We start from the raw sequence: 12,596 nt of genomic DNA on the forward strand, positions 1-12,596 counted from the left end.
CACTGTGCGGGCGGGATCGGGGCCCGCGGGGAATGAGGGGGAGGCGGGGGTCATGGGGAGAACGGGACGGGTGGCGCTCTGGTTGGCGATCGCGCTCGTGAGCCTGCTGGCGGGGGTGATGTCGGCGCTGGAGGTCCGCGGGGCGCTGGGGCGGGAGCGGGAGTACCTGGCTTCCCCGGCCTGCGCCTCCGTGCCGGTGACGGCATCGGCCTGTGTGTGGGAGCAGGGGTTCACCGTCCGCGAGAGCGACCTCCACACGGGCGAACGCGGGGAGGTGCCGTCGGCGACGTTGCTGCTCCCGGACGGCACGCCGTGGAAGGTGGAGTTCCGCGACAGCGAGCCGGTGGCGTCCGGGATGCGGCCGGGCGCCCCGGTCGTCGGCGTGGTGTGGCACGGGCGCATCGTGGAGGTACGGGACTCCGGCGCGCGGCGGCAGCAGACGGCCTTCGGCCCGGTGGGGTGGCCGGCGGACCGGCTCGGGGGCGCGCTCGCCTTCCTCTCCTTCGGCCTGATCGCCCTCGCCGGTTCCCTGTGGGCCGTCGTCAAGCGAGGCGACCGGCGGCACGGCCGTGCGGCGGCCATGGTGCGCTGGCACGGCGCTGCCGTGGGCGTCACCGCCCTGCTGACGCTGTGGGCGCAGGCCAACAACGGCTGGCCGCTGTGGGTGATCTGGGCGGTCTGGGGGCCGCTCGCGCTGGTCCTGCTCGCCACGATGACGGCCTCGGCCGTCGCCGCGCTCCGCGGCGGCGGGGAGGGCTACGACCTGTTCGACGAGCCGCCGGCGCGGCCGCCGGCCGGGGAGGGCGGGCCGGTCCCGGGCGCCGGGGGCCTGCCGCGCGAGTACCGGATGGACCGGGGCAGGCGGAGGGTGCTCATGGCCCTCCTGGCCGCCAAGGCGGCCTTGCTGATGTTCATGGTGTGGACCGAGGACATCCCGCCCCTCTGGTTCCAGATCGGCCTGAGCGTGCTCATGGCACTGCTCCTGATCGTCTTCGTCGTCCGCACGCCGCGGTCCGCCACCCTGGTCGACAGCACCGGGATACGCATCCGCGGCCTGACCCGCACGCGACGGGTGGCCTGGGAGGAGGTCCGGGAGATCAGGGCCCAGCCCCTGCGGGGGTCCGACGGGGGCATCGCGCCCCGCATGATCGCGTACGTCTACCCGACGAACGGCCGGCGCAAGCTGCTCCGGAATCTGGACGACCACGGCTACGACGTCGAGCGTGAGGTCGCGGTCCTGCGTGCCGCCCTGGCGGAGCACCGCGGCACGGATACCGCGCCGGACGTGCCGGCCGCCTGACCGCCCGCCCCGCACGACCCCGCCCGGCCCGGTCGGACGTCGTCAGGCGCGGCCCGGCCCCGCACGGCCTCGTCCGGCCCTGTCGGGCGCCGCCGGATCGGGATCGGGGTCGCGGTGGGCGTGACGTTCGGCCGTCCGGGTCGTTGAACCGGCAGGTCAGCGAAGTGCACGAGGGCCCCGGTGTCGATGCCGGGGCCTTCGTGGTGTCCGCCGTCCGTCCGGTCGCAGGCGCGGCCGAAGCGGGCGGCGAGCCGGGCGGGGGTCGCGCCTACCGGGGTCCGGGGGTGCCGGCCACCCCGGAGCACTCCCCCTTTGCGGACGAGTAGCGTCCGCAAAGAGACGGGACGTTTCGTCTGTGGTTCGACCCGCCGATGCGCCGGGGTTCCGGGCCTGGTGGGGCGGCCGGCTCTGATCGTCAGAGCGCTATGCCCTCATTACGTAGATATTCTGTGAAGTGTGATCGAGTCCGGAAGGCCGCGGCACCGCCGGCGCCAAGGCCCGGGAAGACTTGTGCGGCTGTCGCCGGTCATCCTGACCGTCGTCATCGCCAGCCTGGCTTACGCCACTCCGCCGGAAATGGCCTTCAGCCGCCTGCTGCCCGCGGCGCCGGCCCTCGCAGCTGCCATGTGGCCGGTCCTGCCCACCGTCCTGCTCGGCACGGTCTGCCTTCTCCTGATGATCGGTCTCGGTCTCGTCTTCCCCGACCTGGGGACGTGGTGGACGGCCGCGGGGATCATCGCGGTCACCGTGGCCGCCGCGTACGGAAGCCACGCCCGGCTCCAGCGGGAGCGCACCCTCTTCCAGGTGAGGCTCGTCGCCGACGCGGCGCAGCAGGTGGTGCTCAGCCCGATGCCGCGCCGCTTCGGCAACATCGAGATCGAGTCGCTGTACCTGGCGGCCGCGGCCGAGGCCCGTATCGGCGGGGACTTCTACGAGGTGGTCGACACTCCGTACGGGGTCAGGCTGCTCATCGGTGACGTGCGGGGCAAGGGCCTGCCGGCGGTGGGGGCGGCCGCGGCGATCGTCAACGCCTTCCGGGAGGCCGCCTACGGCGAGAGCGACATGGTGGACGTCGCGCGCCGTATGGACGCCAGCAGCACCCGCTACAACGCCGCCTTTCCACCCGAGGGGCCGATGGAGCGTTTCGCCACCGCCCTGCTGGTGGAGATCCCGCACGAGGGCCGGCAGATCGGCATCCTCAACTGCGGGCATCCCCCGCCACTTCTCCTGCACGGCCGGGAGCTGCGCGCCCTCGACCCGACCACTCCCTCGCCGCTGCTCAGCCTCGCGGACCTGATCGGCGACCGTTACAGCGTCGACTTCTTCGAGTTCGCCCCCGACGACCTGCTGCTGCTCTACACCGACGGGATCGCCGAGGCCCGCGCTCGCGACGGTGAGTTCTTCCCGTTGGCGGCGTGGATGGGCAGGCAGCCTCCGACCCCGCCCGGCGACCTGCTGACGGCTCTTCACCGCGACCTCCTGCGCTACAGCAGGGGGCGCCTCGACGACGACATCGCCGCCCTCGCCGTACGGCTGTGCAGGCCCTGAGGCCGCGGTTCGGTGCGTGGTGGGGCGGGGGGCGGTGCGCGGGTGCGCGCCGCCCCCCGCGGGTCACTCGGTCACCCGGTCACACCCGGTCACTTGGACTGGTAGACGCCGAAGACGTCGAGTACCAGGTCGGCGTCCTGGTAGCCCTGGTTCCAGAAGGTGATGACGCCGTGGTCGCCGTCGCTCGCCTGCACCAGGTTCGGGACGGTCGTGCCGGTCGTCCAGTTCAGGGTGGAGGAGCCGGGGCGCGGGCCGGCGGGTGCGGCGGGCTCGCCCGGTGCCGGCAGTGCGTAGGGGCCCGGTGCCACCGAGAGGTATCCGTCGCCGCCGGTCTCGGTGACGGTGGTGTTCAGGACGTAGGCCTCGACGCCGGTGGCGGTCGCGTTATCGGGGGTGAAGCCCTGCGTGATGTACTCGCGGGCCCGGAACCTGCCGCCGGGCCAGCCGTAGGCCTCCTCGCGGGTGTCGAGGGTGCGCAAGGGGGCGAAGGGCAGGAAGGCGGCCTTGCTGTCCTTGCTGTAGTAGCCGACGACGTCGACCACCACGTGGGCCGGCAGATAGGCCCCGTTGAAGATCTTGATCGTGCCGTCCTCGGCGACCGGCACGATCACCGCGTTGGCGATGGTCTGGCCGGCCTGGAAGTTGAGGTTCGATGCCGTCGGGACCGGGCCGGCGCCGGAGAAGGCGGTCAGGTGGCCCAGTCCCCCGGGTTCGGTCACCGTGACGTTCAGCGCCACGGCCGTGATGCCCTGGGGCACTCCGTGCAGGCCGCCGATGCGGGTGCTGAACGCGCTGCGGGCGGCGAGTTTGCCGCGGGCGGTGCCGAGGCCCTCGCGGGTGTCCACGAACCGGGCGGGTGTCATCGAGGTGTAGCCGCCCGCGGAGGCCCGGGTGAAGTAGCCGGTGACGTCGGCGATCAGGTCGACCGGCTGCTGGCCTCCGTTGTAGAGCTCCACGTACCCGTCCTCGCCGACCGGCACGATCACCAGGTTCGGGATGGAGCGGCCGGCCGTGTAGTTCAGGTTCGAGGTGCCGGGGCGGTCGTAGCCGGCGCCGGGCCACGCGGTCACGTAGCCGCTGTCGACGGTCTCGGTGACCGTGACGTTGAGGGCGACGGCGGTGACTCCGGCCGGGACGGCGGCGTTGCCGGCGACCTTCACCCGGGCGGTGCCCGCTCCGGGGACCTTGGCCGCGGGTGCGCCGGTGCCGTTGCGGGTGTCGAGGAGCCGGGTCGGGGTGTGCGGGGTGAAGTCGGAGCCGGGGGTGAGGAAGGCGCCTCCGTTGGTGGCCTGGACGGCGTTGGCGGTGTCGGTGACCGTCACCTTCACCTGGTATTCGCCGGACTTGTCGTACGTGTGGGAGTGGTGCAGTTCGGCGGGGCCCTGGGCGGTGGCCGTCTCGGTCTTCCCGTCGCCCCAGTCGATGACGACGCCGAGGGCGAAGTCGGCGCTCGTGATCAGGGTGGTGAGCTCGATGCCGTGGGCGGTGTAGCTGGTGCCGCTGACGTCGACCGCGAGGGTCGGGTTGGCTCCCGCGTCCAGTGCGGCCGCCGGTGCGGCCGGTGCGGCCTGCGCGGCCTGTTCGGCCGGTGCGGTCTGTTCGGCCGGTGCGGTCTGTTCGGCCGGTGCGGTCTGTGGTGCGGCGGTCTTGGCGTTCGCCCTGCCGCTCCCGGCGGCGGTGGGCAGGGCGGTACGGATCGTGCGGTCGGCCGGGCTGTGGAAGCCCTCGGAGGTGGATGCCTTGGCTATGGCCTCGGCCACGCCGGCCGCGACAGGTACGGGATCCGCCGCCTGCGCGGTGCCCGGGATGATGCCGAGACCGGCGGCCACGAGGGCAGCGGTCATTACGAGTCGGTGGTTGCGCACCGGCCCCCCAGTTGTGGTGATGAGCGAAGAGTGGCCACCGTATGGAAGGTTCCGGCCAAGGGTCACGGGCTTGCGGCGCCGTTCACTCCTTAGGGGTCCATGCTTTACCGGCTGTGCGGTTTGTGATCGACAGGAGGTCGCCGGAGAACGGCGGGCGATCGGTCACAGACCGAAGGCGCCGCCCTCGACGAGGATGAGCAGGCCGATGCCGATGAGGACGAGCGGCAGCAGGACATGGCCCCAGCGGGCAAGGGCCCGGGCGACGACCGGGCGGGTGGCGAAGAACCGGCCGGCGAAGCACCACACCGCCACCAGGGCGAGGAAGACGACCGCGTAGGCGGTCATGCCGCCGATGCCGGCGGTGGCGAACACGGGCACGTAGACGCCGATGTTGTCGCCGCCGTTGGCGAAGGTGACGGCGGCGACCTCCAGTGCGCCGGGGCCGCCGCCCGGCTCGGCCCCCGTGTCCTCCTGGTCCCCGGCGCCGTTGCGGTGGCTCTTCCAGGCCTGCCGGGCGGCTTTGAGACCCAGGGCGAGCGGGAGCAGGCCGAGGTAGGGGACGGCGGATTCGGGCAGGAAGGTGGCGCCGAACGCCGCGGCCACCGCGACGGCGAGGATCGCGGTGAAGCCCAGGTACTGGCCGAGCACGATGCGGCGCGTGGAGCCGGGGTGCCCGGCGCCCCGGGCGAAGAACAGCGCCAGGATCAGGATGTCGTCGATGTTGGTGACGGCGAACAGCCCTGCTGCCTGCCCGAGGATGCCCAGGTCCACGATGTGGCTTCCGCTCCCCCGCCGGTGTGGTGTCCCGGTGACGCTACCCCCCGGGGACCGTGGTGCGGCGGCCGAGGGGCAGGAGGTACTGGAGGGGCTGGTCCGGGTCGTGGAGGCCGAGGAGCTCGTGGGCCAGGTCGTCGTGGAAACCGCCCAGCGGGGTCCCGCCCAGGCCCAGGGCCGTCGCCGTGAGCAGCAGGGTCTGGGCCAGGTGGCCGGTCTCCAGGAGGGCCAGGCGCAGTGCGCGCAGTCCGTAGCGGCGGCGCAGCAGGCCGAGGTCGGCGTAGAGGGCGAGGAGTACTGGTGCCTGCGCGATGCCGATCCAGTCCGGGTCGGCCGAGGAGCGCGAGAGGTAGGTCGACAGGGCGGTGATGTCCGCCTGCGGTGCCACCGGGCCGATGCGGCGCAGGGTCCGGCGCTCGGGGACGCAGTCGTAGGTGCCGGCCGCGAGCCCGTCCACGTCGAGGACGAGGAGGCGGACGCGTGCCGTGTGGAGGGCGCCCGCGCTGGGGTAGGGGCGGTGGGTCAGGGTACGGGTCGTACCGTCGGCGAGGTGCTGTTCGCTGCGGCCGCTGTCGGCGAGGGAGTGCCACAGCAGGGCGCCGAGCGTGCCCGCGTCCAGGGGGCCGGTGAGGGCGCCTCGGAGGCAGGAGCGGGCGGCGAGGACGGCGGTCAGCGACACCTCGGGCAACGGGGCGGCGGGCAGAGGAACTTCGGTGTCCGGCGCCGTGGCCGTGGCTGTGGCTGTGGCTGTGGCTGTGGCCGTGACCGTGGCGGGGCCGCTGTCGGCGGCCGGGGCGTGCGGGCGCAGAGCCGAGTCCTCGCCGCGGCCGATCTGGAACTTGCTGCGTTCCAGGTACTGCAGGTCGGGGGCGGTGTGGCCGGGTGGGAAGAACCCGGCCGGTGCGTCGCCGGTTTCCAGCAGGGTGCGTGCGGCCAGCCGGCACACGGCGCGTTCCTCGTCGGGGCTCACGCCCAGCCGGTTGAACAGCATGTGCAGCTGCGAGCCCCACACGCCGGCCCGGGTCCGCTCCCCCAGGCCCTCGAGCCGTGCGTCGGCCTCCCGGACGTGTGCGGCCCAGTGCTCCAGCCAGGGCGCCGCCGTGCCGTGCCGCAGACGGTCGCGCAGGTCGGCGGCGCGTGCGCCGAGGGTCGTGCGCTGCGCCGCATGGACGGTGTTGACCCGGGTGTGGATCGCGGCGGCGGGCAGCAGCGGTACCTCGGTGACCCAGCGCCAGCCCGCCGCGTGCGCGCGCAGCCAGCGTGCGGCGGCGAGCCGGTCCATGCCGAGTGCGTGGGCGGTGGTGTGGGCGAGGTCCGCGGCCGCGGTGAGCCGGGAGGCGGCCGCGGACCCGGCGGGCAGGGCCCGCAGTACGTCGAGGGCGGTGCGTGTGGAGGTCGCGAAGACGGCCTCGGCGACGGGCAGCGCCCGCGGGCCGCCGTAGCGCCGGGTTTCGGGTGCGTAGGGCACGGCGCGGATCTCGCCGTGCCGGGAGGGCCAGGGGCCGGGCACGGCGGGCACCCGGCGCGCCCTGTGGGCCAGCAGGCCGGGCAGTTCGAGGAGTTCGGGGAGTTCGGGGTGCTGTGCGGTGGTACGGACGCGGATCCGCAGGTGGGGGCCGTCCTGCCCGTAGCGGATGTAGAACCAGTCGGTGGCTTCGCCGGCGGCGACGAGGCCGTCGAGGAGCGGGGCCGCGTCACGGACCAGGAAGTGGTCGGTGTCCTCGGTGGTGGCGTGCAGGAAGAGGTGGTGGCTCTGCCAGGTGCCCGTGTCGGTGTCCGTGTCGGTACCGGTGTCGGTGCCCGTGTCGGTGTCGGTGTCTGTCGTCGTCACGTCGTCCGGTCCTCGTCGTCGCAGGTCGGGTCAGGGGAAGGGGTGGGGGTGCAGGGGCAGTTCCTCGTGGCGCGCGGGCCGGGGGGTGCGGCCCAGACGGTGGGGCACGTCCAGCAGCCGGGTCAGGCCGAGGGTGCGCCGGTTGACGTGCCCGAAGGTCATCGGGAGCGCGCCGGGGACGACGGCCTTCACGCAGTGCAGGCCGAACCTGTCGCGCAGTCCCGGTTCGCTCTGGTCGACGGTGATGACCTCCAGTCCGGCGCGGGCCAGCCGCTCGACGGTCCCGGTCAGGAGGTCGCTGAGGTCGGGCACCGGCTCGGGGGCGCCGGGCCAGGCCTCGGCGACCGGCACGGCCGGGGTGTCGGCGAAGAGGAACTCCAGGCGGGGGGCGGCCTCGGGCAGGGTGCCCAGCCCGACGTGGTCGTCGAGGGTGAGGACGAGTTCCGGGTGCTCCAGCATGGGCCGCAGCCTCTCGGCATCGCGCGGTCCTCCCTGGGCGAAGGAACGGTGCGGTGCCTCCAGGACGTTGGTGACGACCTCGGCGACGGCGGAGCGGATGGCGGCGCGCGGATCGTGGTGGGCGCCGGCCGCGAGGAACATCCGCGGTGCCTGCCGATGGCCGCCCTCGTAGCGGCAGACCGCCAGGACGGCCGGGACGGCGAAGTCGTTGGTGGCGTCGAGGAGGAGGAGCCGGTAGCCGGCGGCCGCGGCCCGGTCCGCGAGGAGCAGGGTGTCGGTGTCGGTGTCGTCGGCCGGCAGGTGGATGCGGCGCAGCGGGGTGGCGGCGTACCAGGCCATGAGGAAGGCGTCGCGTTCGGCGACCTCGAACAGCCCGTACAGGGCGGCTTCTTCGGGGCTGTTGCCGAGGCCGCAGCCGTTGGAGGACTCGTACACGACGCGCGGGCGGTCCGGGCCGGGCACGTCCCAGTACGCGACGTGTTCGGGGACCGCGGTGGGCCTTCGGTGGGTGAGGGACCAGCCGTGCACCCAGTGGAGCGGCAGGTCCGGGGTGTACGGGACGGTGGGCGAGCCTGGGTGGCCGTGGTGGGCGGGGTCGGGCAGGCCGAGCCGTTCGGGGTCCAGGGCCCGTTCGGGGCCCAGTTCGGCGAAGGACGCCCGCAGGGCGGTGCGGCGGCCGGCCGGGCGCATGCCGGCGTGGCGTTCGACGGCCTCGAAGAGGGCGATGCGCTCGCTGTCGGGGTAGGTGCGGGCCCGGCCGTGGCCGCCGTCGTCGACGGACCGGCCGTCGGTGACGATCGCGCTGGTGAGGCTGAACGCCGAGTCCTCGAAGCGGTGCAACAGCCTTACGGGCCCGAACCGTTCGTCGTGGAGGGCCTCTCGCAGTGCGGCGCCGGTCGTACGGGGGTTGGGTGCGCGCAGCAGGGCCGGGTCGGGCAGCGGGCGCGGCCGTGAGGGCAGCGGGTGGAGCCGGTCCGGTGTGTCGGGGGGCAGGGGGTGGCACACGGCGCAGCCGCCGACGGGGCGGAGCCGGTGGGTGGACCAGGTGGCGCGGCCCTGGTGGACGATGTGGACGACGGCCGAGTCGTCCTCCCCGGCGTGCGGGGGTGGGGGTTCGAGGAGTTCCTGGACGAGGGCCAGGGCGGCCGGGGTCAGGGCGGGCGAGGGCACTCCGGCCAGGGTCAGCTTCGGGCTCTGCCACGGGACCCGGCCGCCCGCGGTCGCCAGACGCTGGTACTCGGTGCAGACGAGGCAGGCCGCGCCGCCCGGCCGCAGGACCGGGCCGATCACGGCGAGGGCTCCGTCGTGGCGGACCGGGACCAGGGTCAGGGGCCGGCTCAGGGCGTGGCGGCTCAGTTCCTCGGCGAGGCCGAGCGTCCAGTGGGTCAGCAGGACCGCGGCCCGGCCGCTGGTGGCCGCCAGGGCTGCGGCGGCGTCCAGTACGGGGACGGCTGCACGGGCGGGGGCGGTCGCAGGGGCGGGGGCGGTCATCGGGCCTCCTCGGCGGTACGCAGCACGGTGAAGCCGAAGGAGCGCAGCAGGCCGACAAGTTCGGGGGTGGGGTCCGGGGGGTTCGGGGGGTTCGGGGTGGGGCCGGCTCCGGACACCCGGTGCAGGGTGTCCTGGAGGGCTTCCTCGCGGCCGGCCAGGTCGGCGAGCCAGCCCCCGCTCCAGCCGAGGTCCTCCCAGGCGGCGGTGCGTGCACCGGCGGCCGCCAGCGGGGCGATCGCGCCGCCGCAGGGCCGGGGGCGGGCGGCGGACGGTTCGGCCGCGGCGGTGCAGACGGCGGTGACGGCGGCCAGGGCGGCGAAGGCGGCGGCGTCGCCGGGGGTGGCCTCGACGGCCTCGCCGAGCACCAAGCCCGGCCCGGGCCCCGGGCCGGTCGGGGTGCGGCGGACCACGGCCCGGTACGCCTGGGCGCCGGGGGCCGCCCGGTGCACCTCCAGTCGCGCGGTGACGGCGAGCCGGTCGGTCAGGGTCGTCCACCAGTGGCGGAGCTGCGGGTGGCCGGACCATCGGGCGGGGTCCACGGCGGTGCGCCGGTCGGGGGCGGCCGCGGCGAGGCGGAGTGCGGTGGCGTGGCGCAGGGCGCGGCCGCGGGCGTGCCCCGGGTCGGCCCCGACGGTGAACGTGTCGTCCCCGAGCAGGAGTTCGGCGGCGCGGCAGAACAGTTCCAGTCGGGCCAGGTCCAGCCGGGGGGCGCCGCCGGTCAGGGTGCGGGGTGCCCCGGTGTTCCGCGGGTCGGCGTCGGGGTCGGGGTCGGGGTCGGGCAGGGTGCAGGTGGCGAGGGGCACCGGGAGTTGGGGCAGGTCCCCCGGCAGGGGTGCGGGCAGGGGGCCGCAGCGGCGCTCCCCGAGGGCGGCGATGCGCCGCAGCGCCTCGGCGAGATCGGCCGGGGGCGCCAGGCGGACGTGGCGGTCGGCGTCGATGCGCCGCGGGCCGAGCCAGCTGTGGTGGTCGGCGCGCGGGGGGCGGGCGTCGGCGAGGAGGACGGCGGGGATCCCGGGGAGCAGCCGGGGGTCGTCCCCCTCGGCGGCCGGGTCGGGCAGTCCGGCGGCCGCGCACAGCAGCCGGTGCGCGGCGGCGCCGGTCAGCAGCGCGGTGAACGCGCCCGGGATCTCGTGGGGTTGCGGTGCACCTCCCTGCCCGCCCTCCCCCTCGGTGCGTGCCCGGGCGATGTCGGCGGTGCGGGTGGTGCGGGTGAGTCGGGCCTCCAGGGCCGTGGCGTCGGCGCGTGCCTGGGCGGGGCTGCCGGGGGCGGTCACGTATCCGGTGGTGCCGCTCCGTCCGGCGGCGACGGTCCGGGCCGGGCCGGCCGTGCGGACGGTCAGCAGGACCCGGTCCGGGGGCAGTGCGGGGTCGGTGGCGGCGGTGACGGGCAGGCCGCCGGCCTCCAGGGCGCGTACGGCGGCGGTGGCGGGCGGGGAGGCCGGGTCGCGGGCCAGGACCTCGGCCCGGGCGGTGGCGAGGGCGGCGGCCGCGTCGGCGGGGTGCCCGGCCGTGGCGTCGATCCACCGTGCGACGGCGGGGTCGGCCGGGCCGGTGGGGGCCGGGGCGGGGAGGAGGAGGTCGTGGTCGGCGAGCCGGCCCACGAGGGTGTCGACGGCGGTACGGACGGACGAGCCCGGCTCCAGGCCCGCCCGGAACCGTGCGAGGCCCCCGGTGCGCAGGGGTTCCTCCAGCAGGCCCCACACCACCGGGACGGCGGTGCTGCCCTCCAGGGTGACGCTGCCGCGCCGGCCCCGCAGGTGCAGACCGGCACGCAGCGGTGTGACGGCGGTGCCGGGCCGCAGCCGGTCACCGGAGTCCAGCCGGTCAACGGGGTCCAGCCAGTCGCCGCCGCTCGCGCGGCCGCCCGTGCCGGCGCCCGTACTCGGGCCCGTACTCGACCCGGTACTCGGGCCCATGCTCGACCCGGTACTCGGGCCCATGCTCGGGCCGGTGGTCGGGGCGGTACTCAAGCCAGTGCTCAGGCCGGTGCTCAGCCCAGTGTTCGGGCCCGTGCTCGGCTCGGCGTTCGGGCCCGTGATCGGGCCCGCGCTCGGGGCGGGGGTTGCGCCCGTGGTCGGGGCGGGGGGTGGGGGGGTCATGTTTGTGTCTCCGTCGCGTTGATGACGGCGTCGATCTCGGTGCGCCAGTCGCAGCCGGTCAGGGCGGGCACGGCGCGGACGACCAGGTGCGCGGCGAGGTAGCGCTCCAGCGGGCGGACGTCGCAGACGGTCAGCAGCCGGTACAGGGCGTTCGTGCAGGCCCGGTGGATGAGGTAGTCGGGCCGGCTCCACATCGCGCCCTGCGGGTCGGCGCGGCGCAGCAGTCGGTGGAACTCGCTGTAGCGGGTGCGGATGTCCTGGTTCCAGCGCTCGTACGCGGCGGCGTCCCCGGTGGCGGCTGCGCGGGCCCGGTAGGCGAGGGGGTTGCCGTGGAGGTCGGCGCCGGCGTCGTGGCGTTGCTGCGTGAGCCGCCAGGCGCCCTGCGAGAAGCCGGCCCAGGCCTGTTCCCAGTCGTCCGCGTGCCCGTCGGCGATCCGTCCGACGAGGGCGGTCACGGTGTCCCCGGCGCGTTCCGCGTGCCGTTCGAAGGTGGCGCGGAGCCGTCCGTCCGGGTCGTCGTGGAGCAGGAAGTCCTCCAGGTGGGAGACGTAGGACCAGTGCCCGCCGGTCAGGCCGCCGGGGTGGGCGCAGGCGTGGGCCGCGAGGGCGGTCACCGCGAGGCGCAGCCGGGCCCGGTCGGTGTCGCCGTGCCGGCCGAGGAAGTCGGCGCCGGAGCGCAGCGCGTCCAGGCCCGCGTGCAGCAGGTCCTCCCGCAGTCGGGTCCCGTCCGCGCCGAGCAGGTCCCGTACCGGGGAGCGGTCGACGGGCTCGATCCGGACGGTGTTGTCGGGGTGGACCGGACCGTAGGGCGGGGGGAGGAGTTCGGCGCGTCCGGACTCGGCGGCCCGTTCGAGGAGTTGGGCATCGGTGAGGTCGCTGTGGGAGGGGTGGGCGTGCAGCCAGGTCCGGATGTGTGCGGCCGCGGCCTCGGCGGTGTGGGCGACCCGGGCGGGGTCGGTGCCCTGCAGGCGCAGCCGCAGGTGCGGGCCGTGCAGCCAGTGCCGCTCGACGTGGGCGACGATCCCGTCGGCGGAGGCGGAGGTGGCGGTGGCGGTGGCGGTGGCGAGTGGCAGCATCACCTCGCGCAGCAGTGGGGCCTTGACCGGGTGGTGGTAGTGGGCGACGACGTCCAGCGCGTTGCGGTCGTACGGGGCCTCGCCTGCCGCGGGGGCTTCGGGGTCGGGGGTGGGCATGTCCGGTGTGCTCCTCTCCTGGTGCTGCGGGCCGGG

8 protein-coding genes are annotated in these 12,596 nt (G+C 75.3%); 2 read left to right on the forward strand and 6 right to left on the reverse strand.

Annotated features, from left to right (window positions below):
• Positions 1-52: 52 nt before the first annotated feature.
• Both B6R96_RS36530 and B6R96_RS00320 read left to right on the forward strand, forming a co-directional pair.
• Complete coding sequence (locus B6R96_RS36530; RefSeq protein ID WP_107475430.1) at positions 53-1,300, forward strand: PH domain-containing protein; 1,248 nt, start codon at positions 53-55, stop codon at positions 1,298-1,300.
• A gap of 510 nt (positions 1,301-1,810) precedes the next feature.
• Positions 1,811-2,848 carry a PP2C family protein-serine/threonine phosphatase gene (locus B6R96_RS00320; protein WP_037861687.1) on the forward strand — a complete coding sequence of 346 codons (1,038 nt, stop codon included), beginning with the start codon at positions 1,811-1,813 and terminating at the stop codon, positions 2,846-2,848.
• Positions 2,849-2,937: 89 nt separating this feature from the next.
• Here B6R96_RS00320 and B6R96_RS00325 read toward each other — a convergent pair whose 3' ends face one another.
• The 6 genes from B6R96_RS00325 to B6R96_RS00350 form a co-directional block, all read right to left on the reverse strand.
• Complete coding sequence (locus B6R96_RS00325; protein WP_159396241.1) at positions 2,938-4,692, reverse strand: PKD domain-containing protein; 1,755 nt, start codon at positions 4,690-4,692, stop codon at positions 2,938-2,940.
• Positions 4,693-4,875: 183 nt separating this feature from the next.
• Positions 4,876-5,484, reverse strand: coding sequence for a cadmium resistance transporter (locus B6R96_RS00330; RefSeq protein WP_081521133.1), 609 nt, complete (start codon positions 5,482-5,484; stop codon positions 4,876-4,878).
• Positions 5,485-5,527: 43 nt separating this feature from the next.
• Positions 5,528-7,318 carry a thiopeptide-type bacteriocin biosynthesis protein gene (locus tag B6R96_RS00335; protein WP_081521134.1) on the reverse strand — a complete coding sequence of 597 codons (1,791 nt, stop codon included), beginning with the start codon at positions 7,316-7,318 and terminating at the stop codon, positions 5,528-5,530.
• Between the two features lie 30 nt (positions 7,319-7,348).
• Positions 7,349-9,268, reverse strand: coding sequence for a TOMM precursor leader peptide-binding protein (locus B6R96_RS00340; RefSeq protein WP_081521135.1), 1,920 nt, complete (start codon positions 9,266-9,268; stop codon positions 7,349-7,351).
• Positions 9,265-11,184: a hypothetical protein gene (locus tag B6R96_RS00345; protein ID WP_081521136.1), complete on the reverse strand. Its 1,920-nt coding sequence runs from the start codon at positions 11,182-11,184 to the stop codon at positions 9,265-9,267. Before B6R96_RS00345 ends, B6R96_RS00340 begins: the two co-directional genes overlap by 4 nt.
• A 179-nt stretch (positions 11,185-11,363) precedes the next feature.
• Positions 11,364-12,560 (reverse strand): lantibiotic dehydratase C-terminal domain-containing protein, encoded by a 1,197-nt coding sequence (locus tag B6R96_RS00350; protein WP_159396242.1) that lies wholly within the window; start codon positions 12,558-12,560, stop codon positions 11,364-11,366.
• Positions 12,561-12,596: the final 36 nt, after the last annotated feature.

Origin of the sequence: Streptomyces sp. Sge12 (assembly GCF_002080455.1) — a bacterium.
Taxonomy (GTDB): Bacteria; Actinomycetota; Actinomycetes; order Streptomycetales; family Streptomycetaceae; genus Streptomyces.

What these genes read in the sequence shown, in the direction of transcription:
- B6R96_RS36530 (WP_107475430.1), top strand. Translation starts at nt 53, where the DNA reads ATGGGGAGAACGGGACGGGTGGCGCTCTGGTTGGCGATCGCGCTCGTG.
- B6R96_RS00325 (WP_159396241.1), bottom strand. Translation starts at nt 4,692, where the DNA reads ATGACCGCTGCCCTCGTGGCCGCCGGTCTCGGCATCATCCCGGGCACC.
- B6R96_RS00340 (WP_081521135.1), bottom strand. Translation starts at nt 9,268, where the DNA reads ATGACCGCCCCCGCCCCTGCGACCGCCCCCGCCCGTGCAGCCGTCCCC.
- B6R96_RS00345 (WP_081521136.1), bottom strand. Translation starts at nt 11,184, where the DNA reads ATGGGCCCGAGTACCGGGTCGAGTACGGGCCCGAGTACGGGCGCCGGC.
- B6R96_RS00350 (WP_159396242.1), bottom strand. Translation starts at nt 12,560, where the DNA reads ATGCCCACCCCCGACCCCGAAGCCCCCGCGGCAGGCGAGGCCCCGTAC.